The sequence below is a fragment of the Sphingopyxis terrae subsp. terrae NBRC 15098 genome (genome assembly GCF_001598815.1).
GTDB classification, from domain to species: domain Bacteria; phylum Pseudomonadota; class Alphaproteobacteria; order Sphingomonadales; family Sphingomonadaceae; genus Sphingopyxis; species Sphingopyxis terrae.
The window spans coordinates 115,660-137,924 of record NZ_BCZQ01000004.1 but is presented as its reverse complement, the minus strand read 5'-3'; the positions used below and the strand labels follow the sequence as shown (position 1 = coordinate 137,924).

Annotated in this window: 20 protein-coding genes and 3 tRNA genes; 12 read left to right on the top strand and 11 right to left on the bottom strand. The window is 64.1% G+C overall.

Going from position 1 to position 22,265, the window contains the following annotated elements; translation table 11 throughout:
* Window positions 1-3: 3 nt before the first annotated feature.
* The 4 genes from STE01S_RS03410 to thyA form a co-directional block, all read right to left on the bottom strand.
* Window positions 4-1,314, bottom strand: a complete 1,311-nt coding sequence (locus STE01S_RS03410) for a dihydrolipoamide acetyltransferase family protein (RefSeq protein ID WP_062764873.1) — start codon at window positions 1,312-1,314, stop codon at window positions 4-6.
* 5 nt (window positions 1,315-1,319) lie between these two features.
* Complete coding sequence (locus STE01S_RS03405; protein ID WP_003051495.1) at window positions 1,320-2,324, bottom strand: alpha-ketoacid dehydrogenase subunit beta; 1,005 nt, start codon at window positions 2,322-2,324, stop codon at window positions 1,320-1,322.
* Between the two features lie 26 nt (window positions 2,325-2,350).
* Window positions 2,351-3,646, bottom strand: coding sequence for a 3-methyl-2-oxobutanoate dehydrogenase (2-methylpropanoyl-transferring) subunit alpha (locus STE01S_RS03400; RefSeq protein WP_062764870.1), 1,296 nt, complete (start codon window positions 3,644-3,646; stop codon window positions 2,351-2,353).
* A 94-nt stretch (window positions 3,647-3,740) separates the two neighbouring features.
* Window positions 3,741-4,676: a thymidylate synthase gene (gene thyA, locus STE01S_RS03395; RefSeq protein WP_255265867.1), complete on the bottom strand. Its 936-nt coding sequence runs from the start codon at window positions 4,674-4,676 to the stop codon at window positions 3,741-3,743.
* Between the two features lie 131 nt (window positions 4,677-4,807).
* Here thyA and STE01S_RS03390 point away from each other — a divergent pair, with 131 nt between their 5' ends.
* The gene (locus STE01S_RS03390) at window positions 4,808-5,236 is read left to right on the top strand and encodes a JAB domain-containing protein (RefSeq protein WP_062764867.1); all 429 of its coding nucleotides are present in this window, start codon (window positions 4,808-4,810) and stop codon (window positions 5,234-5,236) included.
* Window positions 5,237-5,342: 106 nt separating this feature from the next.
* Window positions 5,343-5,419 (top strand) — tRNA-Pro (locus STE01S_RS03385).
* Window positions 5,420-5,600: 181 nt separating this feature from the next.
* On the opposite strand, the gene STE01S_RS03380 is transcribed toward STE01S_RS03385, so the two are convergent.
* The gene (locus tag STE01S_RS03380) at window positions 5,601-6,476 is read right to left on the bottom strand and encodes an N-formylglutamate amidohydrolase (RefSeq protein ID WP_255265866.1); all 876 of its coding nucleotides are present in this window, start codon (window positions 6,474-6,476) and stop codon (window positions 5,601-5,603) included.
* A 151-nt stretch (window positions 6,477-6,627) separates the two neighbouring features.
* Between STE01S_RS03380 and cpdR the strand changes: the two genes are divergently transcribed.
* The 5 genes from cpdR to STE01S_RS03355 all read left to right on the top strand — a co-directional run bounded on the left by cpdR (window position 6,628) and on the right by STE01S_RS03355 (window position 11,376).
* Entirely contained in the window at window positions 6,628-7,005 is a 378-nt protein-coding gene (gene cpdR, locus STE01S_RS03375) for a cell cycle two-component system response regulator CpdR (RefSeq protein WP_062764864.1), read from the top strand.
* Window positions 7,006-7,078: 73 nt separating this feature from the next.
* A tRNA-Val gene (locus tag STE01S_RS03370) sits at window positions 7,079-7,153 on the top strand.
* 51 nt (window positions 7,154-7,204) lie between these two features.
* A complete protein-coding gene (locus tag STE01S_RS03365) occupies window positions 7,205-8,119 on the top strand; it encodes a Rossmann-like and DUF2520 domain-containing protein (RefSeq protein ID WP_082813204.1) in 915 nt (304 codons plus the stop codon).
* A gap of 13 nt (window positions 8,120-8,132) precedes the next feature.
* Window positions 8,133-10,442 carry an ATP-dependent helicase gene (locus STE01S_RS03360; RefSeq protein WP_062764862.1) on the top strand — a complete coding sequence of 770 codons (2,310 nt, stop codon included), beginning with the start codon at window positions 8,133-8,135 and terminating at the stop codon, window positions 10,440-10,442.
* A gap of 73 nt (window positions 10,443-10,515) precedes the next feature.
* Complete coding sequence (locus STE01S_RS03355) at window positions 10,516-11,376, top strand: DUF4349 domain-containing protein (RefSeq protein ID WP_082813203.1); 861 nt, start codon at window positions 10,516-10,518, stop codon at window positions 11,374-11,376.
* A 71-nt stretch (window positions 11,377-11,447) separates the two neighbouring features.
* On the opposite strand, the gene STE01S_RS03350 is transcribed toward STE01S_RS03355, so the two are convergent.
* Window positions 11,448-11,523, bottom strand: a tRNA-Ala gene (locus STE01S_RS03350).
* Between the two features lie 90 nt (window positions 11,524-11,613).
* Here STE01S_RS03350 and STE01S_RS03345 point away from each other — a divergent pair.
* On the top strand, window positions 11,614-12,630 hold the full coding sequence (locus STE01S_RS03345) for an NADP-dependent oxidoreductase (protein ID WP_082813202.1): 1,017 nt from the start codon (window positions 11,614-11,616) through the stop codon (window positions 12,628-12,630).
* A gap of 30 nt (window positions 12,631-12,660) precedes the next feature.
* Here the strand turns inward: STE01S_RS03345 and STE01S_RS03340 are convergent, their stop codons facing one another.
* Together STE01S_RS03340 and STE01S_RS03335 are read right to left on the bottom strand one after the other, a co-directional pair.
* Window positions 12,661-14,022: a DEAD/DEAH box helicase gene (locus STE01S_RS03340; protein WP_062764856.1), complete on the bottom strand. Its 1,362-nt coding sequence runs from the start codon at window positions 14,020-14,022 to the stop codon at window positions 12,661-12,663.
* Window positions 14,023-14,157: 135 nt separating this feature from the next.
* Window positions 14,158-14,688, bottom strand: a complete 531-nt coding sequence (locus tag STE01S_RS03335) for a hypothetical protein (protein ID WP_062764853.1) — start codon at window positions 14,686-14,688, stop codon at window positions 14,158-14,160.
* Between the two features lie 177 nt (window positions 14,689-14,865).
* On the opposite strand from STE01S_RS03335, the gene STE01S_RS03330 reads away from it, so the two are divergent.
* From STE01S_RS03330 to STE01S_RS03320, 3 genes are all read left to right on the top strand, one after another.
* Window positions 14,866-16,308: an FAD-binding oxidoreductase gene (locus tag STE01S_RS03330; RefSeq protein WP_062764851.1), complete on the top strand. Its 1,443-nt coding sequence runs from the start codon at window positions 14,866-14,868 to the stop codon at window positions 16,306-16,308.
* A gap of 92 nt (window positions 16,309-16,400) precedes the next feature.
* Window positions 16,401-17,177: a SapC family protein gene (locus tag STE01S_RS03325; protein WP_003051455.1), complete on the top strand. Its 777-nt coding sequence runs from the start codon at window positions 16,401-16,403 to the stop codon at window positions 17,175-17,177.
* 12 nt (window positions 17,178-17,189) lie between these two features.
* The gene (locus STE01S_RS03320; RefSeq protein WP_058811671.1) at window positions 17,190-17,744 is read left to right on the top strand and encodes a cytochrome b; all 555 of its coding nucleotides are present in this window, start codon (window positions 17,190-17,192) and stop codon (window positions 17,742-17,744) included.
* 18 nt (window positions 17,745-17,762) lie between these two features.
* Here the strand turns inward: STE01S_RS03320 and STE01S_RS03315 are convergent, their stop codons facing one another.
* Window positions 17,763-17,972: a DUF1674 domain-containing protein gene (locus tag STE01S_RS03315; RefSeq protein WP_062765139.1), complete on the bottom strand. Its 210-nt coding sequence runs from the start codon at window positions 17,970-17,972 to the stop codon at window positions 17,763-17,765.
* Between the two features lie 55 nt (window positions 17,973-18,027).
* Here STE01S_RS03315 and STE01S_RS03310 point away from each other — a divergent pair, with 55 nt between their 5' ends.
* The gene (locus STE01S_RS03310) at window positions 18,028-19,323 is read left to right on the top strand and encodes an RsmB/NOP family class I SAM-dependent RNA methyltransferase (protein WP_062765137.1); all 1,296 of its coding nucleotides are present in this window, start codon (window positions 18,028-18,030) and stop codon (window positions 19,321-19,323) included.
* Window positions 19,324-19,329: 6 nt separating this feature from the next.
* Here STE01S_RS03310 and STE01S_RS03305 read toward each other — a convergent pair whose 3' ends face one another.
* Together STE01S_RS03305 and STE01S_RS03300 are read right to left on the bottom strand one after the other, a co-directional pair.
* On the bottom strand, window positions 19,330-20,325 hold the full coding sequence (locus STE01S_RS03305) for a glycosyltransferase family 2 protein (protein WP_062764848.1): 996 nt from the start codon (window positions 20,323-20,325) through the stop codon (window positions 19,330-19,332).
* 183 nt (window positions 20,326-20,508) lie between these two features.
* The gene (locus STE01S_RS03300; protein ID WP_062764845.1) at window positions 20,509-22,227 is read right to left on the bottom strand and encodes a DUF885 domain-containing protein; all 1,719 of its coding nucleotides are present in this window, start codon (window positions 22,225-22,227) and stop codon (window positions 20,509-20,511) included.
* Window positions 22,228-22,265: the final 38 nt, after the last annotated feature.

Here is a 22,265-nt window from a genome sequence, read left to right as displayed (position 1 = left end):
GACTCAGTCCGCGAACAGCAGAACCGGCGTCTCGATCAGCTTCTTGAGCGCCTGCACATAGCGCGCGGCGTCCCAGCCATCGACAACGCGGTGGTCGCAACTGATCGACAGGTTCATCAGCTTGGCGCGGCGGATGTCGTCGCCGTCGAAAACCGGGCGTTCGACGATCTTGTTCGGGCCGATGATCGCGACTTCGGGCCGGTTGATCACCGGGGTCGTTGCGATACCGCCGAGCGGGCCGAGCGAGGTGACCGTCAGCGTTCCGCCCGTCAGCTCCTCTACCTTCGCCTTGCCCGTGCGTGCGGCCTCCGCCAACCGGCCGATTTCGCTCGCGAGCTGCCACACATTCTTGTCCTGTGCGTCGCGGATCACCGGGACCATCAGTCCGGCATCGGTCTGCGTCGCCATGCCGAGATGGACGGCACCATGCCGCGTCACAACACCCGCTTCGTCGTCGTAACGCGCGTTGATCATGGGAAATTCGGGAATCGTGCGGCAGATCGCGACGATCAGGAACGGCAGCATCGTGAGCTTCGGCCGGCCGCCGCGATTGGCGTTGAGGTCGGCGCGCATCGCTTCGAGCGCGGTGACGTCCATTTCCTCGACATAGGTGAAGTGCGGGATCGCGCGCTTCGACGCCGCCATATTCTCGGCGATCTTGCGGCGCATGCCGATGACCTTGACCGGTTCGTCGGCGCGGGCGCGGCTGGCGCCCGGGGCGTGATAGCCCTGCCCGCCGCTGTAGCGGAGGAATGCGTCGAGATCGGCATGGCGAATCCGCTCGCCATCGGAATGGACCTGCCCCAGATCGATGCCCAAATCCTTCGCCCGGGCGCGAACGGCCGGCGATGCGAGGATGGCTCTACCCTGTTCCGTTCGGGCTGGGCTTGTCGAAGCCCCGTCCCTCTTTTCAACGGTGGAAGACAAGGACGGCGCTTCGACAGGCTCCGGGCGAACGGCTTGGAGGGACGGCGGCGCTTCCGCCACCGCAGCCTCTTCTACACCCGGCGTTTCGGCCGCGATGTCCTCTTCGAATTCCTCTTCGGCGATCATGTCTTCGACCGCGGCTTCGCCGTCGGTTTCGATCACCGCCAGCGTCGAGCCGATCGAAACCATGTCGCCGACGTCACCGGCGAGTTCGACAACGACCCCCGACACGGGCGATTCCATTTCGACCGTCGCCTTGTCGGTCATCATGTCGGCCAGCTGGGCGTCCTCCTCGACGCGCTCGCCGATCTTGACGTGCCAGGCAACGATCTCGGCCTCGGCGATGCCCTCGCCAATGTCGGGCAGGCGAAATGAATAGCGAGCCATGGCGGTCAATCCTTCATGATCTTTTCGAGCGCGGTCGCGATGCGCACCGGCCCGGGGAAATAAGCCCATTCGAGGCTGTGGGGGTAAGGCGTGTCGAAACCCGTCACGCGCTCAACCGGCGCCTCGAGATGATAGAAGCAGCGTTCCTGAACGAGCGCCGCCAGTTCGGCGCCAAAGCCTGAGGTGCGCGTCGCTTCATGGATGATGAGGCAACGCCCGGTCTTCTTTACCGAGGTTTCGATCGCATCGATGTCGAGCGGCAGCAGCGTCCGCAGGTCGAGGATTTCTGCGTCGACGCCCATCTCCTCGATCACCGTCTTGGCGACGTGGACCATCGTGCCATAGGCGAGCACCGTCACCGCCTCGCCGGCGCGTACCGTCGCCGCCTTGCCGAGTTCGATGCGATAATAATCTTCGGGAACCGCGCTCGCATCATGCTTCGACCAAGGCTCGACCGGGCGGTCGTAATAGCCGCTGAACGGGCCATTGTAGATACGTTTGGGTTCGAGGAAGACGACGGGGTCGTTATCCTCGATCGCTGCGATCAACAGGCCCTTGGCATCATAGGGGTTCGACGGAATGACCGTCTTCACGCCGCAGATATGCGTCATGATGCTTTCGGGCGACTGGCTGTGCGTCTGCCCCCCGAAAATGCCGCCACCAAAGGGGGTGCGCACCGTCATCGGGCAGATAAAATCGTTCGCCGAACGATAGCGCAGTCGTGCCGCCTCGCTCACGAGTTGGTCGAGCCCGGGGTAGATATAGTCGGCAAACTGGATTTCGGGGACGGGACGCAGGCCATAAGCGCCCATGCCGACGGCGACGCCGATGATGCCGCATTCGTTGATGGGGGTATCGAAAACACGCGTCTTGCCGTGCTTTTTCTGCAGGCCCGCGGTGGCGCGAAAGACGCCGCCGAAAAAGCCGACGTCCTCACCCATCACGACGGTGTTAGGATCGCGTTCGAGCATGATGTCCATGGCGCTGTTGATCGCCTCGATCATGTTCATCGTCTTGGTCTGGGTTTCGCCGGCCATCATTCGGGCTTCCAATTGGGGCCGAACTTCTTTTCCTGTTCGGCCAGCATTTGATCGCACTGCTCCTTGAGATGCCAAGGCATTTCCTCGAAGACATCCTCGAACATCGTTTCGAACGGCTGGTGCATGCCGTGACCCAGAATCCCGAGCTTTTCCGACTGCTTCTGCGTCGTCTTTACCAGATCGTCGAGTTCGGCGCGCAGCGCATCATGCTGCGCATCGTCCCATTCGCCGAGCGCGATCAGATGCTGCTTCAGGCGCGCGATCGGATCGCCGAACGGCCAGGCGCTCGCTTCCTGTGCCGCGCGATAGGCGCTCGGGTCGTCCGAGGTGCTGTGCCCTTCGGCGCGATAGGTGAAATGTTCGATCAGCGTCGGACCGTTATTCGTCCGCGCCCGGTCAGCCGCCCATTGCGTCGCGGCATAGACGGCAAGCGGGTCATTGCCGTCGACGCGCAGGCCGGCGATGCCATAGCCGACGGCGCGCGCCGCAAAAGTCGTCCGCTCACCCCCGGCAAAACCCGAAAAGCTGGAAATCGCCCACTGGTTGTTGACGACGTTGAAGATGACCGGCGCGTTATAGACGGTCGCAAAGGTCAGCGCCGAATGGAAATCGCCTTCGGCCGACGACCCTTCGCCGCACCACACGGTCGCGATGCGGCTGTCGCCCTTCGAGGCCGATGCCATCGCCCAGCCGACTGCTTGGGGATATTGCGTCGCGAGATTGCCCGAAACGCTGAAAAACCCGTGCTCGGGCGCCGAATACATGATCGGCAATTGCCGCCCGAGCAGATGGTCGCCGCGGTTCGAATAGATCTGGTTCATCATCTGGATCAGCGGATAATCGCGCGCGATCAAGATGCCTTGCTGGCGGTAGCTGGGAAAGCACATATCGGCGCGGTCGATCGCCATCGTCGAGGCGACCGAGGTCGCCTCCTCGCCGGTGCATTTCATGTAAAAGCTGGTCTTGCCCTGGCGCTGGGCGCGGAACATGCGGTCGTCGAAGGCGCGGACGAGCATCATGTAACGCAGCATCGCGCGCAACCGTTCGGCGCTGAGCTTCGGATCCCACGCGCCCTTCGCCTGCCCGTCGAAATCGAGCACACGGACGAGGCCGTAGCACATATCGCGCATCGCATCGGGCTTGGTCGCTTCGCCCGGGCGCGGGGTCGCTTCGACCGCCGGAACTTCGATATCGCCAAAGTCGGGCGTGTCGCCGGGACGATAGCGGGGTTCGGGAATATGGAGCGACAGCGGCGGCAGATTGCTCGCCGGGCGCCGATGCGTTTCGGGCATATATTCGTCCCTTCAGGGCGCGAATCGCCGCGCCGTTATATTTCAATTGTACGACATATTATTACTTCCTGCATAGCAATGCAATGTCGGCCTCTCAGACCGCAACAGGCGCGGAAATATGCGCCTGCGGGGCGTAATTCTCGACCGCGAAATCGTCGAACGCATAATCGAAAATGCTCGAAGCCTGCCGAAGGATGCGAAGGCTCGGTGCGCCCGATGGAACGCGCCGAAGCTGCTGCTCCACGAGCTCGGCGTGATTGAGGTAGAGATGGACGTCGCCGCCGGTCCACACCAGTTCATGGGCATGAAGACCGCATTGCGCCGCAACCATCCGCGTCAGCAGCGCGGCTTCGAATATGTTGAAGGCAAAACCCAGGCCCAGGTCGCACGACCGCTGGAACAGAAGGCACGACAGTCCGCCGTCGCTCCGCACATGAAACTGATAGGTCATGTGACAGGGCGGCAGCGCCATGCGGTCGAGATCGGCGACATTCCAGCCGGTGAAGATATGCCGGCGCGATCCGGGGTTGTTGCGGAGCGAGTCGATCAGCGCGGCAATCTGGTTGTGCCCCTCTTCCACACGGCGGAACAGGCCCTCGCCCGCCGGCTCATAGCGTGGCCAATTGACCCACTGATGACCGTAGACCGGCCCCAGATCGCCCCACGCCGCCGCGAAATCAGGATCGGCGACGATCCGCGCCTCGAACGCTTCGGCGTCGATCTGCTCGCCCGTCGCGCGGCGATATTTCTCGAGCGGCCAGTCGGTCCAGATGCGGACGCCCTGCGCAACGAGCGGTCGGATATTGGTGTCGCCGGTCAGGAACCACAACAGCTCGCGCAGCGCCGTTTTCCAGTACACGCGCTTGGTTGTGAGCAAGGGAATGGCATCGTCGCGCAGCGAAAAGCGCATCGTCTCGCCGAACAGCGAGCGCGTCCCGACCCCGGTGCGGTCGACGCGTTCGTCGCCTTCGGTCCATATCCGACGCATAAGGTCGAGATATTGAAGTTCATAATGGATGGATTCGGACAAGACTCGCTCCCGGCATTGCGGCCTCTTTGCTAGGCGGCAGCGACGCGGCCCGCAAGCGCCCCGCCCGACCTCGCACCGTTTCGGCCCAGTCCCGGCTTGGCGCGCGCGGGCACGGGGCGCAGATTTCGGTGATGGCGCTCGCTTTCCCACCTGCCCGCCCCTTCGATGGCACGACGCTGAGCGGCTTCGTCGATCGCGACGCGGAGGACGCGGTGGCCCGCGATCTGCTGCGCGCCGAGTTCCCCGCTGACCGCGAGCGGCTGATCCTGGCCGGATTCGATGGTTTCGGGCGCCTGATGCGGATCGAATGCTGCGAAGGCGGTATCGACGGCCGTTGCACGATCGCCCCTGCCTGCTGGCACCGGCTGATCGGCCGGGGCGCCGCGACCGTGTTGATGGCGCATAATCATCCATCGGGCTGCGCCTACCCGAGCGAAGCCGATCTGGCTGCGACCGGCGAGGCGATGGATTTTCTCCGCCGAATCGCCGTCGATTTGACCGATCATCTGATCTTCGTCGATCATGGCCATTTCAGCTTTCGCCGCGCGCAATTGCTCTAAATCGGCGAATATCGCCAAAGCTGCCGATTGACGCTTGAAGTTCCGAAAAGGCGCGTCTAGAGGACCGCCCTGCCCTCGCGCCGGTCCGCCGGCGCCAGAGATCGGTCGGGGAGTAGCTCAGCCTGGTAGAGCACTGTCTTCGGGAGGCAGGGGCCGGAGGTTCGAATCCTCTCTCCCCGACCAGTTTCGCATTGCTGCAGATTTTGCACAGACGCGTCTTGTAACGTGTCGCGACCCATCCTAAATTGATGCTACGCCGCCGTGGTTTTCCCCCTTTCCATCGCGGCGAGCGCCTCGTCCTAGCGGACGTGGGTGCGTCCTCCCTGGACCCTGGCCACCTCGTACTCCGGTACGAGGTGGTTTTTTATTCGGCGGCCAGCGGCAGCATGTCGCCATCGGGACGCATCTGCCCCGCCCCATCGATCAGGCCGGCGAACCAGCGTGCAAGCGCGCCCGAACGGGCCGCATCGACGCTCTTGTCGGGATGGAGATAAAGACTCCGGTCGATTTCGATCTGAACCGCGTGGACGCCCGCCAGCGGTCGCCCGTGCGTCCGCACGATATGCCCACCCGCATAGGGCTGGTTGCGCGTCACGGCGACGCCGAGCCGTGCGGCACTGTCGAGAAGCAGATCGGACAGCCACTCGCCCGCGGACGTGCCGAAGCGATCGCCGATCACGATGCGCGCCCCATGACCTGGCTGTCCGGACGGAATCGAAGGCATGCTGTGCAGGTCGATCAGAATGGCGTGCCCGACGCGATCACGCGCCGCAGCGAGTTCTTCGGCAATTGCTGCATGATAGGGCCGGTGCAGCGATTCGAGACGCCAGTGCAGCGCGGCCCGGTCGATCGGACGTTTCCACAATGTCCCGCAGTCGGCGAGCCGCGTCGGCACGACGCCCAGCCCGGCGCGCTCCTTGCGGCCCGGCGCCGAAAATTGTGCGCGAAGCGGCACTGCGACCTCGGCGGGCGCCATCTGCCCCTCGCCGCGATTGCAATCGGCGACAGCGCGCGCCCACAGCGCCTGCACCACTGTCGCGCCGGCCTCGACCGCACCCGCCGCGATGACATCGCACCAGCGATCCTCCAGCCGCTCGAGATCGGCGATCGGCACGCGCGCCGCTGCAAGTATTTCAGGCGGATAGAGGCGCCCGGCATGCGGGATCGACACGACGACGGAGCCTGGCGCGTCGGGACGTTGGACCGCGATTGCGGCGGGCGGAAGGGTGCGGTGGGGCATTGATATAAGAGGGTGGCAAAAAAGCGCCGACGAATCCAGCGGCGCGGGAATTTGTTAAATCTCTCCCGCTATGACACAGTTTCATTCGAGGGGTGCGGTACGCGCGATTACACGATCGGGCGCAGCCGGAAGACAGGGGCAGAATTTTACGATGATCCGCATCTTGCTCGCCGAAGATGATGATGTGATGCGCGAATATCTGGCGCGGGCGCTGACCAGCGCGGGTTATCATGTGACCGCGGTCGACCGCGGGACCGAAGCGGTCCCCTATATCGATTCGGGCACATTCGACCTGCTCCTCTCCGACATCGTGATGCCCGAAATGGATGGTATCGAGCTGGCGCAGCACACCGCAAAGGCGGCGCCGCAAACGCAGGTGATGTTCATCACCGGATTCGCGGCGGTATCGCTGCGCGCCGAAGAGAATGTCCCGCAAGCCAAGCTGCTGTCCAAGCCCTTTCACCTCAAGGATCTGGTGCGCGAGGTCGATATGCTTTTCGGCCGCGCCGATCGCAGCAACCAACAATAATTTCAACTTTGCGCGCGAAGGGCTTGCCAGCCTGCGCCGAGGCCTTTAAGGGGCGCGTCACCCCAAAACGTGTGGGCGTGTAGCTCAGTGGTAGAGCACTGTGTTGACATCGCAGGGGTCGCAAGTTCAATCCTTGCCACGCCCACCATTTTCCTCCCTTTCGATTGGCCCTGATCCCTTCGCCGGGTGGCGGCAGACCATGATCTGCCGTATCGCAGACATCATGAACATCGACATATTTCGGCGGATCGGAATCGTCGGCTCGGGCCGCGTGGCGCGCGCCTTGGCGCTCGGACTGAAGCCCGCGTCGCACCAACCGCCCTTGCTATGGGGACGTTCGCCCGAGCAACTGGCCGAAGCGGAGCGGCAAGTCGATGGCATCGAAACCACCCCCACCCTTGGGGCACTCGTCCAAACATGCGATGCGATTGCGATCGCCGTTGCCGATGACGCCCTTTCCGGCATCGTGGCCACGTTGGCGGCCGAAGCATCCAAGACGCCGTCCTCGCCTTTCGTTTTCCACGTCAGCGGCCGCAGCGGAGCCGCGCTTCTGGAGCCGCTGCGCGATGCGGGCTGGCTGACGGCCGCTATCCATCCGGCGATGACCTTCACCGGCAACCCGCCGGGTGAAGTCGCGCGGATGGCGGGCGCGCGCTTTGCGATCACCGGATCGAGTGCCTACGCAGCCGTGCAAGCCAGGCGGGTCGTCGGCCTGCTCGGCGGTGTTGCGGTCGAAATTCCGGAAGAGCGCCGCGCGCTTTATCACGCGGCGCTCTGCCACGCGTCGAACCATCTCGTGACGCTGATTGCCGATGCCGCGCAGGCTCTTGAACGCGCGGGAGTCGACGCGCCGCGCGCGCTGCTCGCGCCGCTGGTGCAGGCTGCTCTGGACAACAGCCTCGACCGCGGGTTCGGTGCCCTTTCGGGACCGTTGTTGCGCGGCGACGTTCAGACGATCCGCGATCATGTTGCGGCGCTTGCCGCGCATGATCCCGACCTTGTCGCCGCATATCGGGCGATGGCGGTTGCCACGATAGACCGGCTCGAACACGAGGGCGCACGGCCCGACGCAGCGCTGCGCCGCGCACTGGACAGCAGCGGCGCTGTTCCCTAATCGTTCGCGCATAATGGACACCCCCTCATCCCTCCCCGATCTGCCGCCGCCCTCGCCGTCGGATCCGCCCTATCTGCAGGGCCTGAACGGCCCGCAGCGGCAGGCCGTTCTCACCACCGAAGGGCCAGTGCTGATGCTCGCCGGGGCTGGCACGGGCAAGACCGCCGCACTGACGGCGCGGCTGGCGCATATCATCGCGACGCGGCGCGCCTGGCCGTCGGAAATCCTGGCCGTCACCTTCACCAACAGGGCAGCGCGCGAGATGCGCGAACGCATCGGGCGGATGATCGGCGACGCGGTCGAGGGCATGCCCTGGCTGGGCACTTTTCACAGCATCTGCGCGAAAATGCTGCGCCGTCACGCCGAACTCGTCGGCCTGCAAGGCAATTTCACCATCCTCGACACCGACGACCAGCTTCGCGTGCTCAAGCAGATCATCCAGGCCGAGGGACTCGATGAAAAGCGCTGGCCGGCGCGCCAGCTCGCGGCGCTGATCGACAAGTGGAAGAACCGCGGCCTGACGCCGCCCGACCTTGATGCGGGCGACAGGGAAGCCTATGCCGACGGCAAGGGCGGCCATTTCTATGCGCTGTATCAGGCGCGGCTGAAGACGCTCAACGCCTGCGATTTCGGCGACCTGCTGCTGCACATGCTGGTGATCCTGAAAAATCACCGCGATGTGCTCGAACATTATCAGCAGCGCTTCAAATATATCCTCGTCGATGAATATCAGGATACCAACGCCAGCCAGTATCTCTGGCTGCGGCTGCTGGCGCAGGCGCGCAAGAATATCTGCTGCGTCGGCGACGACGACCAGTCGATCTATTCGTGGCGCGGCGCCGAGGTCGCCAACATCCTGCGCTTCGAAAAGGACTTTCCCGGCGCGACGGTAATCCGGCTCGAGCAGAATTACCGATCGACTCCGCAGATATTGGCGGCCGCGTCGGCGCTGATTGCGCAGAACAGCGACCGCCTCGGCAAGACGCTGTGGACCGAACTCGATGCGGGCGACAAGGTGCGCGTCGTCGGCGTGTGGGACGGCCCCGAAGAAGCGCGCCGGGTCGGCGAGGAACTGGAAGATTTGCAACGCCGGCGTGTCTCGCTCGACCGCGCCGCCATCCTCGTCCGCGCGCAGTTCCAGACCCGCGAATTCGAGGATCGCTTCATCGCGATCGGCATGCCCTATCGCATCGTCGGCGGCTTCCGCTTCTATGAGCGCGCCGAAATTCGCGATGCGCTCGCCTATTTGCGCCTCGTCCAGTCGCCTGCCGACGATCTGGCGTTCGAGCGGATTGTCAATGTCCCGAAGCGCGGATTGGGCGACAAGGCAGTGGCGCGTATCCACCAGTTCGCACGGATCGACCGGACCCCGCTGTTTCATGCGGCGTCGCGGATCACCGAAACCGACGAGCTGACTCCGCAGGCGCGGCGCCAGCTCGCCAATTTCGTTGCGATGATGCGCGGCTGGCAATCGAAGGCGGGCGAGCTATCGCACCCCGAGCTGACGCAGCTCATCCTCGACGAATCGGGCTATACCGCGATGCTGCAGGCCGATCGCAGCGCCGAGGCGGCGGGACGGCTTGAAAACCTCTCCGAACTCGTTCGCGCGATGGAAGAATATGACTCGCTCGAAGCCTTCCTCGAGCATGTCAGCCTGGTGATGGACCGCGACAATGACGACCAGACCGAAACGGTGACGATCATGACGATCCATGCCGCCAAGGGCCTCGAATTCGATCATGTCTTCCTCGCCGGATGGGAGGACGGCGTCTTTCCGTCGCAACGCGCGATGGATGAAGGCGGGACGGCGAGTCTGGAGGAAGAGCGCCGGCTGGCCTATGTCGCGATCACCCGCGCCCGTCAGCGCGCCAGCATCTATCATGCCGCGAACCGGCGCATCTACGGCCAGTGGATGAGCAGCATCCCGAGCCGCTTTATCGGCGAAATCCCGCCCGAGCATGTGGCAAGCGAGAACAGCTTCGGCGGCGGCCAGAGCCTTTGGCGGGCCAACTGGTCGGCACAGGGCGATCCTTTTGCGCATGTTGCCGAGCGCCAGCCGGCCCGCACCATGACGCGCGGCCCGGCGTGGCAGCGCGCCGTCGCGCAATCATCGACCGTCACCCGCGCGCCCGCGCCGTCCGAGCGAGCGCCCGCCGCATCGGTGGGGGCCAAGCCGCGCGCCGACCTCGCCATCGGTATGCGCGTGTTCCACGAAAAATTCGGCTATGGCGAAATCATCGACATTGACGGCAACAAGCTGGAGGTCGAATTCGAGCAGGCGGGCGCAAAGCGGGTGCTCGACGGCTTTGTTCGCGCCGCCTGAAATATATTGTCTACTGTTTAAGTTGTGATACTCCATCGCGGCGGCCGACGAGTCGCGCTTTGGGAGAATCTTCATGCGAAATAAGCTCTTAGCGGGCGCGATGGCGCTCGCCCTGATCGGGTGTTCGGAAAAGCCCGCAGATGATGCCCAGGTTGCGACGTCCGACGGAGCACCCGCCACCGAAGCGGCAAGCGATGACGCCGGTGGCGACATCCCCCTCCAGGCCGCGCCCGGCGTCGCCTTCGACTATTCCTATACATTTCGGCTCGCCGACGATCGCATCGCGAAGGTGCAGGAAGAGCATGCGGCGGCTTGCGAAGCACTGGGTGTTCAACATTGCCGCATCGTCGACGTGCGCTATCGACTCGACGACGAAAAATTTGTGGAAGCACAAACGCGGTTCAAACTCGACCCTGGAATCGCGCGAAAATTCGGTTCGAGCGCAATCGCCAGCGTCGAGAAGGCAGCTGGTGTGCTGGCAGATGCAAGCGTCAACGGCGAGGATGTCGGAACGGAAGTCCTCGCCTCGCAACAGCGGAGCGCCGGGGCGCAGGCCGAGGTCGCCCGGATCGAGGACCGGTTGAAGCAAGGCGGCCTCGATAAAAGCGAGCGCGCCGAACTTCTCTCCCAGATCAGCGCCATGCGGGGGCAGCTGGGCGAGGAGCGCCAGAGCCGTCGCACCGGCGAGGGCCGCATCGCGTGGACGGACGTTGCGTTCAACTACGCCAGCGACGGCGGCGTACCCGGTATCGGCAACCGAAATCCGTTCGGCACCGCATGGGCAACCCTGCTCGGCAGCGGCGGGACATTGCTGTCGGTCCTGCTTTTTGTTGGCGCCGCGGTCCTGCCCTGGGCGTTGATCGCGGGCACGGCGATATTCCTGTGGCGCCGTTTTCGCCCTCGCAAAGCCAAACCGTCAGCCCCGGCGGCATAGCGCCCGACGTCCGGGGGCAGGGCGCGACTGTCCCCGGTCGATACGTTTCCGGCGTATAGGGGAAAGGTCGCTGGTGGAGCCGAGGGGAATCGAACCCCTGACCTCTGCAGTGCGATTGCAGCGCTCTCCCATCTGAGCTACGGCCCCGCGACGGGGCGCTCTTAACGGGACTGGTTGACACTGGCAACGGCTTTTCTGACGATAGGAAATATCTTCGGATAATTGGGGGAACAATCTATGGCGAAGGCATGGCATCTGGTGCGTCGTCCGCAAGGATTGCCGACGATCGACGATTTTGCGCTGCACGCGCTTCCCGATCTGCCGCTCGAAACCGATCAGCTTCGCGTGCGCAATCACTGGCTGTCGGTCGACCCCTATATGCGCGGCCGGATGAACGATGCCAAAAGCTACGCCGCCTCCTTCCAGCTAGACCAGCCGATGACCGGCGGGGCGATCGGCGAAGTGATCGAAAGTGCAATGGACGGCTTCGCGCCGGGCGACATCATCCTGCACATGGGCGGCTGGCGCGACGGCGGAACCATCGGGCTGGAGATGACGCCGACCAAGCTGCCTGCCGATCTGCTCGCCGCTGGCATGCCGCCCCAGACCTTTCTCCACAATATGGGGCTGACCGGGGGCACCGCGTGGATCGGCCTTCTCCGCATTGCAGCGGCAAAGCCCGGCGACACGGTTTTCGTGTCCGCCGCCGCAGGCGCCGTTGGCTCGGCGGTGGTCCAGATCGCCAAAGCGCGCGAGATGACCGTCATCGGCTCCGCCGGCGGCGCAGAAAAATGCGCCTGGGTCGAGGATCTGGGAGCCGATGCCGTTGTGGATTACAAGGCGGGCCCGCTTATCCCCGCGCTTACCGAAGCGCTGGACGGCCTCGGCAAAAGCGGCGTCGACGTCTATTTCGACAATGTCGGCGGCGATCATCTCGACGCGGCCTTCGCGGTCGCCAATGATTTCGCCCGCTTTGCCATCTGCGGCATGATCGACGTCTATAATGACGGAAAGCCCCAGGAAATGCGCAACCTGATCCGGACGATCCCGGCGCGTATCCGCATGGAGGGCTTTATCTATACCGACCAGTTCTTCGACTGCATGGAAGAATTCTACGCCGACATGGCAGGGCTGATCGCGAGCGGTGCGGTGACGATGCGTGAAACCGTGCGCGACGGAGTCGAAGCGGCGCCCGACGCGTTCCTTGGTTTGTTTTCCGGCGCGAATATCGGAAAGATGCTCGTCCGCGTCTGACGCGAACGCACCGCCAATCCGGACCCGGTTTTAGCTACTGAAACCGACCGAAAGGAAGCCCGGCATCGGGCCGTTCCAGCCGTCGTCGGGTTCGTCGTCGCGAACCGGCTTCTGGCGCGGCGCATCGGGCGTCTTGCGTTCGGGGCGCCTGGATGCGCTGCTTTTGGATTCCGCGCGGGGCGCATCGTCCTTCGATTTCGGTTTCGCACCGCCGCGCCGGCTCTTCTTCGCTTGCGGCGGTTGCTTTTCCTCAATCTCTTCGGTGGGTTCCTGACGCTCGCCGCCCGCAAAGATATCGATCTTGTGGCCGGTCAGCTTCTGGATGTTGTCAACCGCCTCCGCATCGGACGGGCTGACGAGCGTGAAGGCCCGGCCCTTCGCCCCTGCCCGCCCGGTACGTCCGATGCGGTGGACATAGTCGTCGGGATGCCAAGGCGCGTCGAAGTTGAAGACGTGGCTGACGCCCTTCACATCGAGACCCCGGGCCGCGACGTCGGACGCGACGAGGATGTTGATATCGCCCTTTTTGAAGCGATCGAGTTCGGCAATGCGGCTCGACTGATCCATGTCGCCATGGATCTCGCCCGCGCGATAGCGGTAGCGTTGGAGCGATTTGGCGAGCTCACGCACGGTCGTCTTGCGATTGCAGAAGATGATCGCGGTGCTGATATCCTCTTCCTCGAGCAGCCCGCGCAGCGTTTCGCGCTTGCCGCGCTCGCTGGTCTTGACCAGGAACTCGGTAATATTGACGTTGGTGCTCGCGGGCCGCGCGACTTCGATCGTCTTGGGATTCGACAGGAATTTGTCGGCGAGCTTCTTGATCGGCGGCGGCATCGTCGCCGAAAAGAGCAAGGTCTGGCGATTCGCCGGCAGCTTGGTGCAGATATTCTCGATGTCCGGAATGAAGCCCATGTCGAGCATCCGGTCCGCCTCGTCGATGACGAGGAGGTCGCAGCCGGTGAGCAATATCTTGCCGCGCTCGAACAGGTCCATCAGGCGGCCCGGCGTCGCGATCAGCACATCGACGCCCCTTTCGAGCGCCTTGATCTGATCGCCCATCTGGACGCCGCCGATGAGCAACGCCATCGAAAGCTTGTGATATTTGCCGTATTTTTCGAAATTCTCGGCCACCTGCGCCGCAAGTTCGCGCGTCGGTTCGAGGATCAGCGAGCGCGGCATAAGCGCGCGGGCGCGTCCATGCGCCAGAATGTCGATCATCGGCAGCACAAAGGATGCTGTCTTGCCGGTGCCCGTTTGCGCGATGCCGATAATGTCGCGCATCATCAGAACCGAAGGGATGGCGCCCGCCTGGATCGGTGTCGGTTCGTCATAGCCCGCTTCGGTCACAGCGCGCAAAAGTTCGTCGGAAAGGCCGATGTCGGCAAATTTCATAAGGTCATCATGTCCGGAAAAATGTTGTAGCACGGCTTCCCACGCCAGCCGTTGCTGCCGCGCCCCTAGGGGAAGTGGCGGTGAAAAGTCAAGAAAAGCCGACCGATCTGGCCGAAAAATCGCGCGCCGCCCCGCTCAGTCGTCGTCGCGCGCCACCGGGACGAGCAAGCGAAACTCGTCTACCTCGCACTTTGCGCCGGTCCGCGCATGGATTTCGTCACGGCCTTTGCACAGCTGCCCGTCCTTGTTTCCCTTCATGTAGAATCCGGCATAGAAGTCGAGCGCCCGACAGCCGCGGTTCAACTGGGCACGCAGCAACTGCTTCTGGCGGGTGATCAGATCGATGCTGTCGCGCTGCACTGCCTCCATCCGCACGATGTTCTTCATCGCGACGCAGCGCGGCCCCTTCTTTTCCTTCCAGACCACCTGCGCTTCGCGCGGATGAATGGGCGGTGGCGGCGGCGCGGGGGCTGCGAAATTATTGATCGGACTACGCTGTGCCGGAACACGGATGATGATCTGCTGCTCGATCACGACTTGGAAAAAGCCGGCATCAGGGGGAGCAATGGCGGGCATGGACGCCTCCACCGGCGGCAGCGTTGCCGCGATGGGCACGTCCGACGCGGGCGCAGCCGCCGCGACCAGCAGGGCCAGCGCCGTCACCATGGATGCGCCCGCTCCGCATCACTGTGCCAGGCCATGGCGTTCACCCGATACTCCCGTTCGCTGCAAAGCCCCACAAGGTGGCAATTCATCTGCCAACCCTTTAACGACCATGATTGAACAGCAAATGAATTGATGTCGACCCCTATTGCGCGCCCGCGCCCCAACGAGACGCCCTGCATGACCCAACCGCCCTCCGCCGACCTGCTCAACCACCTCACCGATCTGCTGGGCCCCAAGGGGTTCAGCCGCGATACGGACGATATGGCACCCTGGCTCACGGATTGGCGCGGCCGTTATCGAGGCCAAGCGGCCGCCATGCTTTCCCCGGCCAATCGTGACGAGGTCGCCGCAGTCGTCAGGCTCTGCGCCGCGGAGCAGGTTGCCATCGTCCCGCAAGGCGGAAACAGCGGCATGGTTGGTGGCGCAACGCCCGACGCGACGGGCAACCAGCTTCTGCTCAGCCTGCGGCGCATGAACCGGATCCGTGATATCGACGTCGCCGCCGGATTGGCGATCGTCGAAGCGGGGGTCGTGCTCGAACATCTGCATGGTGCAGCCCTTGCGCACGGACTGCGCTTTCCCTTGACCCTCGGCGGCAAGGGGTCAGCGACGGTCGGCGGGCTGGTTTCGACCAATGCCGGCGGAACGCAGGTACTGCGGTTCGGAACGATGCGGGCGCTGGTCGAAGGCGTTGAGGCGGTTCTGCCCGACGGCGAGCTTCTCGACGCGCTGGCCCCGCTCAAGAAGGATAATCGCGGCTATGACCTGCGGCATCTGTTTTGCGGCGCCGAGGGCACGATCGGCGTCGTCACCGCCGCGACGCTGCGCCTCGTCCCCGCCGCCGCCGCGCGCTGCACGGCGTGGATCGGCCTTGCTTCGCCCGACGATGCGCTGCGCCTCCTGCGCCGGCTCGACGCCGCGCTCGGTCGCACGCTCGAAGGCTTTGAACTCATCCCCGACGCCTGCCTGCAGGCCGTGCTGCGCCATATTCCACAGACCCGCGCGCCGCTCGCTGCCTCCGATCCCTGGTATGCGCTCGTCGAGCTGGCCGGTGATGATGGTGATGCGTTGACCGAAGCGCTGGAATCATCGCTTGCAAAGGCACTCGAGGACGGGCTGATCCGTGACGTCGCGATTGCCAAGAGCGAAAGCGAAAGCGAGCAATTCTGGCGTCTGCGCGATTCGATCTCGGAGGCCGAGCGCGCCGAAGGTCCGGCCCTCCAGCATGACGTCAGCGTTCCAGTCGACCGGATGCCGCAGTTCATTGCGGAAAACCCCGCGCGCCTCGATGCCGCATTTCCGGGTACCCGGGCGCTGTCCTTCGGCCATCTTGGCGACGGAAACGTCCACCATCATGTCCAGCCACCAATGGGCGTCGACGGTCGTGCATGGCTCGCGGCGCATGGTGAGGACGCAAGCCGGATCGTCTACACCCACGTACTCGAACTCGGCGGCTCGATCTCGGCCGAACATGGTATAGGGCAGATGAAGCGCGACATGCTCGCCGAACTCGACAGCCCCGCCCGCCTCGCCGCGCTGCGTGCGGTGAAAGACGGACTCGATCCGCTGGGGCTATTCAATCCCGGCAAGTTGGTCGCCCAGAAGGCGCCCTTGGCCTAACGCCCCTTGCGCCGCGCCGCGCCTGCCAATAAGGCGCGCGATTATTCCTTTCGCCCTCGATCCCTTTGGGGGCGCCAATCCGGAGTTTCATCATGGCCACAGCGCCCGCCAACAACCTGCCGCTTTTCTATGGCGACCTCGTTCCGCTTTCGAGCGTCGATCACGTCGATTTCCACGCCCGTCCGCTCGCCGAAGCGAAGTTTCTCGTCGGCCAGCATGCGATTCCGCTGACCGCCGACGAATTCACCTCGGCTTGCCGCTTCTTTCCGATTATCTTTTCGGCTGGCGACAATCCGGTTCCGCTGGCGCTCATGGGCCTCAACGAAGGCGTCAACGTCTTCGTTGACGACGAAGGCAAGCTGAAGAATCCGGTTTATGTTCCGGCCTATATTCGCCGCTACCCCTTCCTTCTCGCGCGCCTCAACCCGGGCAGCGAAGAATTGTCGCTCTGCTTCGACCCGACCTCTGGCGCCGTCGGCAAGTTCGACGAGGGCGACGCCCTGTTCGTTGACGGCCAGCCGAGCGAACAGACCAAAGCCGTGCTCGATTTCTGCCGCAACTTCGAAGAAGCCGGGCAGCGCACCGGCATGTTGGTCGATGAACTCAAGAAGGCCGACCTGCTGATGGACGGCGAAGTCGCCATCCAGCCCGACGGTTCGGACAAGCCCTTCGTCTATCGCGGTTTCCAGATGGTCGACGAAAACAAGCTGCGCGAACTGCGCGGCGATGTGCTGCGCAAGCTGATGCAGAACGGCACCTTGCCGCTCATCTATGCGCACCTGCTTTCGCTCCAACTGATGCGCGACATCTTTGCCGAACAGGTAAAAGCTGGCAAGGTGCCGGCAATGACGGACGCCCCCGTCGCCTAAGGAGAACGCGATATGGCCACCCTCGCCGATGCCGGATCGACCGCCGACCCGCGCTATACGAAGGTGGCCATATGGCTGCATTGGCTGATCGGCCTTTCGGTCATCGTCAATATCGGCCTTGCGATGCTGACCGAAGGTCTTCCGCGCGAAGCGCACCGCGAAGCGATGAACGTCCACAAGGCGCTGGGGATAACGATCCTCGTGCTGACCGCGCTGCGCATATTGTGGCGCCTCGGGCACAAGCCTCCGCCGCTTCCCGCCGGAACGCCCGCATGGCAGCGTCCGGTCAGCAAGATCCTGCATTTCCTGTTCTATCTGCTGCTGATCCTGCTGCCGCTGTCGGGCTGGGTCTGGATGTCCGCCGCCGATCGGCCGATCGACTTCTTCGGATTGTTCACCGTGCCGTCGATCGCCGCGCCGTCAAAAGCGCTCGCCGACACGCTGCACGAACGGCACGAACTTTTGGGCATCACCATGCTCGTGCTCGTCGTCATCCACATATTGGCGGTGCTGAAGCATCAATATGTCGACCGCACCCGCCTGATGGGCCGGATGAACCCCTTCTGATCGGGGCGCGGCGGCCGATCAGAAGTCGATCGCCAGACCCTTCAATTCCCAGTCGCCATAGCGTACCGGGTTGCGGCCGCCGGGCTGCGCCTCCGCGGCATCTTCGACAATCGGTTGCGGCTTGGGCAGCGGTTCGTTGGTCCAGTTTGCGGGCGGTCTGACATCGCCGGGACGCTTGGTCGCGCGGGGCGTGCCGCCGATGTGGTCGGATTGAGGATCGTGCGCCATGATGCATCCGATATAGGACGTAGTGATGAAGAACGCCAACGATAGCCGACGGAAAATGCCCGAGGGCCGCGGGCGCCGGTCACGAGGCGGCGAAAGCGAGCCCGCCGGCACCGCGCCGCGCCGGGCAGCGCTGCGTCTGCTCGATGCGGTCCTGCGCCGCGGCGAGGCGCTCGACATCGCGGCGCATGCCGCCACGCAGGGCCTCCCGCCGTCCGATCGGGCCTTTGCCATTGCCATCGCGTCGGAAACGCTGCGCTGGATGGTCGACCTCGATGCGCTGATCGATAGCGCAACGCCCCAGCCGCTGCCCGAGGACGTGAAGTCGCGCGCCGTGCTGCGGCTCGCGCTCGCCCAATTGCTCGCGCTCGGCAGTCCGCCGCATGCGGTGGTTGCCACCGCGCTGCCGCTCGTAGCGGGTGGGCCGCGGCGACTGGTTCACGCGCTTCTGTCGCGCGCACAACAAGACGCGTGGAAACTACCCGAGCGCGCGAGCCTGCCGCCCGCGACGGCGGCGCGCTGGCACGATGCCTGGGGCGCCGAGACGGTTGCCGCGGCCGAACATGGCTGGAGCGCACCGCCGCCGATCGACCTGAGCTTTGCAGCCGAGCCCGACGCCGCGGGATGGGCCGAAGCCCGATCGCTCGCACCGCGGCACTATCGCCTGCCGCGGGGCAGCGCGGTCGAAGACCTGCCCGGCTTCCGCGATGGCGGCTGGTGGGTGCAGGATCTTGCCGCCAGCATCCCGGCCCGCCTGCTTGCTCAGGGCAATGGCCGATCGGTGTTCGACCTGTGCGCCGCGCCGGGCGGAAAGACGATGCAGCTCGCCGCGGCGGGCTGGGCGGTGACGGCCGTCGACACCAGCGCGCGCCGGCTCGAACGACTGACCGACAATTTGCGCCGGACGCAGCAGACCGCGGAGATCATTCAGGCTGACATACGGCGCTGGGAGCCGGACGCACAGGCCGATGCCGTGCTGCTCGACGCCCCCTGTTCGGCAACCGGCATTTTCCGTCGCCATCCCGATGTGCTGCACCGCGTCGAAGACCGCCAGATCGACGAGCTTGCGGTGCTGCAAGGCGAGTTGCTCGCGCGCGCCGCCGGTTGGGTCAAGCCGGGCGGGTCGCTCGTCTATGCGACCTGCTCGCTGGAGCGCGCCGAGGGTGAGGAGCAGATCAAGGCGTTTCTGGGCACTAATTCGAAATGGCAGATCGACCCCGTACTGCCTGACGAACTGCCGCAGGGCGTAACGCCGGATGCGATGGGCTGCGTCAGAACCTTGCCGGGAATGCTGGCCGATGTGGGCGGGCTCGACGGCTTTTTCGTGGCGCGGCTGCGCGCGCCGTCAACCTGACGCGCGTCAGACGAAAACCCCGGCGACGAGCGAACTCGCCAGCCGGAACGCCCGATCGACGCGCCGATTGACAAGGCAGCGCACCACCGTACGGGTCGCGGCCTCCAGCCGCACGCCGCTCGCCAGCCGCTTGCAATAGTCGACGAACTCACTGTCGGCCATGCTGGCGACAGCATAGCGGCGTGCGGCGATGATATCGGTCTCCACCATTCGCCCGATGCCCGGCTTTTTGAGCAGCGCATCGAGATCGGCGAGAGGCGGCAGCCGCGCCATGTCGCGGAAGGGATCGGCGGCGCCCGTCTTGCGCACCAGATGCGCGAGCCGGGCATAGGCGGCCTGTTCGGTCTGCTGCGCGTTGTTGGCGACGCTCATCTGTTCGGGCGACCGGCGATAGAGCAGCAGCGTGTCCGGCAGATTGTCGATATCAGCGATCTCGGAGAGCCGCAGAAAGAGGTCGTAATCCTCGCAATAGCCGAACGCCGGGCGATAGAGCCCGGCCTTTCGCAGCGCATCGGTGCGGAACATCACGGTCGGATTGGCGACCGCAGGCCGCAGTTCGAGTTCCGCGCGCACGTCATCGCAGCCCACCGGTTGCCGGAAATGACCGCTCCGTCGGCGCCCGCCATTGTCGATCTCGACATATTGCCCACCGAGCGCACCGAGCGTCGGCGTGCGATCGAAATGCGCCAGCTGCAGCGCGAAACGGTCGGGCAGCGAGATGTCGTCGGCATCCATACGCGCGACGAAGGGCGATTCGACCAGCCCAAGCATCCGGTTCATGCTCGCGACGATGCCCTGATTGGACTGACGAATCAGTCTGATCCGCCGATCGGTCGCCGCCTTGCGCGCGGCGATGTCCCCCGACAGGTCGGTCGAACCGTCATCGACGATGTAAAAGATAAAATCGCCCATCGTCTGGGCCAAAATGCTGTCGATCGCCGCTTCGACGAAGCGTGCCGCATTATACATGGGCATGACGACGCTGAGCCGCGATGCAGACATGTGGACCGACTTTCAAAAAGCCAGTCAGCTGATTGGGGCAACTGCTGGGACGATATCGATTCGCCATTATCCGCGCCCGGCAGGGCCGTCAATTTGGCTTAACCATGTCCCGGCAGCCCCAAATTGGGGCAGGTCGGTGCCGGCCAACCAACGGTCGGCCGGCACCTTGCGCGCTGAATGCGATCAGAAAACCGCCTTCGGGCTCGCTTCCTTCATCATCGCTGCGCGCACCATCGGAATCGGCGGACCGCCGTAGGAAAGGAATTCGTCGTGGAAGGCCTTCCACTTCGTCTTGTCTCCCTTGGTCCAATCCTCGCGCAGCTTGCGGATCATGAGCTTGCCCATCGTGTAGTTGAGATAGAGCGGATCATAAGTACCACGCGCCGCCTGCTGCCGCGCGTTGCCCTCGTCCTGATAACATTGCTCCTTGAACAGCTTTTCCGAATCCGCGACCGTCATCCCCTTGGTGTGGAGACCGATCGCCGACAGGTAGCGGCAGTTACGCAAAAGCGCGTTCGACAGCTGGCCGATGTGCGTTTCGGGGTCGCCATCGCCGAGCCCTGCATCCCACATCATTTCCTCGGTATAATGCGCCCAGCCCTCGGCGAAGGCATAGCCGACGAACAGCTTGCCGAAGATGCTCTCCGCGCGGTTCGAGTGCAGGAAATTGAGGAAGTGACCCGGCCAGACTTCATGGACCGAGGTGAAGAGCAGATCCTTCTTGCCCGGCACGAAGTCGAGCTGCGTCTGCTTGTCCCAGCTCGGGTCGGGCGGCGAGATGTAATAGACCGACGGCAGGCCCTTCTCATAGGGTCCGGGGATGTCGATATAGGCGCTGTTCTGCCGGTTGTAGGGCGGCGATTCCTCCACCTGCGCCTGTTCGGTGCCCGGGATCGATACCAGATCCTTTTCGACGAGGAAGGTGCGCAGCATCGGAAGCTGGCGCCGCGCCTCGGCCACCGGACCATCGGCGGGCTTGTCGGACCCCATCTTCTTCATGCAATCGGCGATCGTCATGCCCGCGGCATAGGTCGCGCACGCGGCCTTCAACGCATCCTGATTGCGCTTGAGGTCGGCCTGGCCGATCCGCTCGAGTTCGTCGAGCGGCGTGTCCACCGCTTCGTTCGTGAGCAGCATCTTCGAAAATTTGTCGGCGCCGAGTGCCCAGCCGTCGGCGCTGCCCGGCTGCGACGCCACATAGGCGGCAAGATCCTTCATCGCCGCGGCCGCTTTGGCCGCGACCTCATCGAACTGCTTTTGCAGCGCCGGGTCCTTCACATCGGCAAAGGCGGCCTTGGCATCCCCGGTGTAATAGTCGGCAAAGCCACCGAAGCCGGCGCTGCCATATTTGACGAAGGTTGCGGGCATCGGCAGTTTCAGATTGGCCTTGATTTGGGCAGCGGCGGCCGGAACCTTTTCGGCGTAGGAAATGAACGCCTTCATGCGCGTCGCCGGATCGGCATAGGGGCGCGAGATATAGACGTTGGGGTCGAGCTGCCCGACGTAGAAGGCCGGGTTTTTATGCGGGAAATCGGCGTCCTTCAAAAAGAAGAGCTGCCCCTGCGCGACATGGACGAGATAATCGCGCTCGAATTTCTCGGCATCGCTCATCTTGCCATCGAATGCCTGGGCATCGGCGATCGTTTTTTCGAGGAAAGCGATCTGCTTCTGCAATCCGTCCGCCGACCAGTCGGGAAGCTGACCGTCGAACTCATGCTTGCCCTGATAGACCGCAAAATTGGGATTCAGCGGGAAATAGCCGGCAAGGAACTGGTCGCGAAATTCGGTCCAGTTGGCGGCAGAGCCGGCGGACTGCGGCGCCTTTTCGGCGCTGCATGCGGCAAGTACGAGCAGCGCGCCGGCCATCGCCGCGCCGCCGAAGCGGGCAAATTTACGTGTCATTCGATGCGTCTCCCTTGATCGATGGCGACTGTCTGCCA

Excerpts from the sequence above, each read along its gene's own strand:
- STE01S_RS03360 (WP_062764862.1), top strand. The coding sequence starts at position 8,133 with ATGGACACCCCCTCATCCCTCCCCGATCTGCCGCCGCCCTCGCCGTCG.
- STE01S_RS03345 (WP_082813202.1), top strand. The coding sequence starts at position 11,614 with ATGGCGAAGGCATGGCATCTGGTGCGTCGTCCGCAAGGATTGCCGACG.
- STE01S_RS03330 (WP_062764851.1), top strand. The coding sequence starts at position 14,866 with ATGACCCAACCGCCCTCCGCCGACCTGCTCAACCACCTCACCGATCTG.
- STE01S_RS03335 (WP_062764853.1), bottom strand. The coding sequence starts at position 14,688 with ATGGTGACGGCGCTGGCCCTGCTGGTCGCGGCGGCTGCGCCCGCGTCG.
- STE01S_RS03405 (WP_003051495.1), bottom strand. The coding sequence starts at position 2,324 with ATGAACATGATCGAGGCGATCAACAGCGCCATGGACATCATGCTCGAA.
- STE01S_RS03365 (WP_082813204.1), top strand. The coding sequence starts at position 7,205 with ATGATCTGCCGTATCGCAGACATCATGAACATCGACATATTTCGGCGG.
- STE01S_RS03325 (WP_003051455.1), top strand. The coding sequence starts at position 16,401 with ATGGCCACAGCGCCCGCCAACAACCTGCCGCTTTTCTATGGCGACCTC.
- STE01S_RS03340 (WP_062764856.1), bottom strand. The coding sequence starts at position 14,022 with ATGAAATTTGCCGACATCGGCCTTTCCGACGAACTTTTGCGCGCTGTG.
- STE01S_RS03310 (WP_062765137.1), top strand. The coding sequence starts at position 18,028 with ATGCCCGAGGGCCGCGGGCGCCGGTCACGAGGCGGCGAAAGCGAGCCC.
- STE01S_RS03315 (WP_062765139.1), bottom strand. The coding sequence starts at position 17,972 with ATGGCGCACGATCCTCAATCCGACCACATCGGCGGCACGCCCCGCGCG.
- STE01S_RS03410 (WP_062764873.1), bottom strand. The coding sequence starts at position 1,314 with ATGGCTCGCTATTCATTTCGCCTGCCCGACATTGGCGAGGGCATCGCC.
- STE01S_RS03355 (WP_082813203.1), top strand. The coding sequence starts at position 10,516 with ATGCGAAATAAGCTCTTAGCGGGCGCGATGGCGCTCGCCCTGATCGGG.
- STE01S_RS03390 (WP_062764867.1), top strand. The coding sequence starts at position 4,808 with ATGGCGCTCGCTTTCCCACCTGCCCGCCCCTTCGATGGCACGACGCTG.
- STE01S_RS03300 (WP_062764845.1), bottom strand. The coding sequence starts at position 22,227 with ATGACACGTAAATTTGCCCGCTTCGGCGGCGCGGCGATGGCCGGCGCG.
- STE01S_RS03400 (WP_062764870.1), bottom strand. The coding sequence starts at position 3,646 with ATGCCCGAAACGCATCGGCGCCCGGCGAGCAATCTGCCGCCGCTGTCG.
- STE01S_RS03320 (WP_058811671.1), top strand. The coding sequence starts at position 17,190 with ATGGCCACCCTCGCCGATGCCGGATCGACCGCCGACCCGCGCTATACG.
- STE01S_RS03380 (WP_255265866.1), bottom strand. The coding sequence starts at position 6,476 with ATGCCCCACCGCACCCTTCCGCCCGCCGCAATCGCGGTCCAACGTCCC.
- STE01S_RS03305 (WP_062764848.1), bottom strand. The coding sequence starts at position 20,325 with ATGTCTGCATCGCGGCTCAGCGTCGTCATGCCCATGTATAATGCGGCA.
- cpdR (WP_062764864.1), top strand. The coding sequence starts at position 6,628 with ATGATCCGCATCTTGCTCGCCGAAGATGATGATGTGATGCGCGAATAT.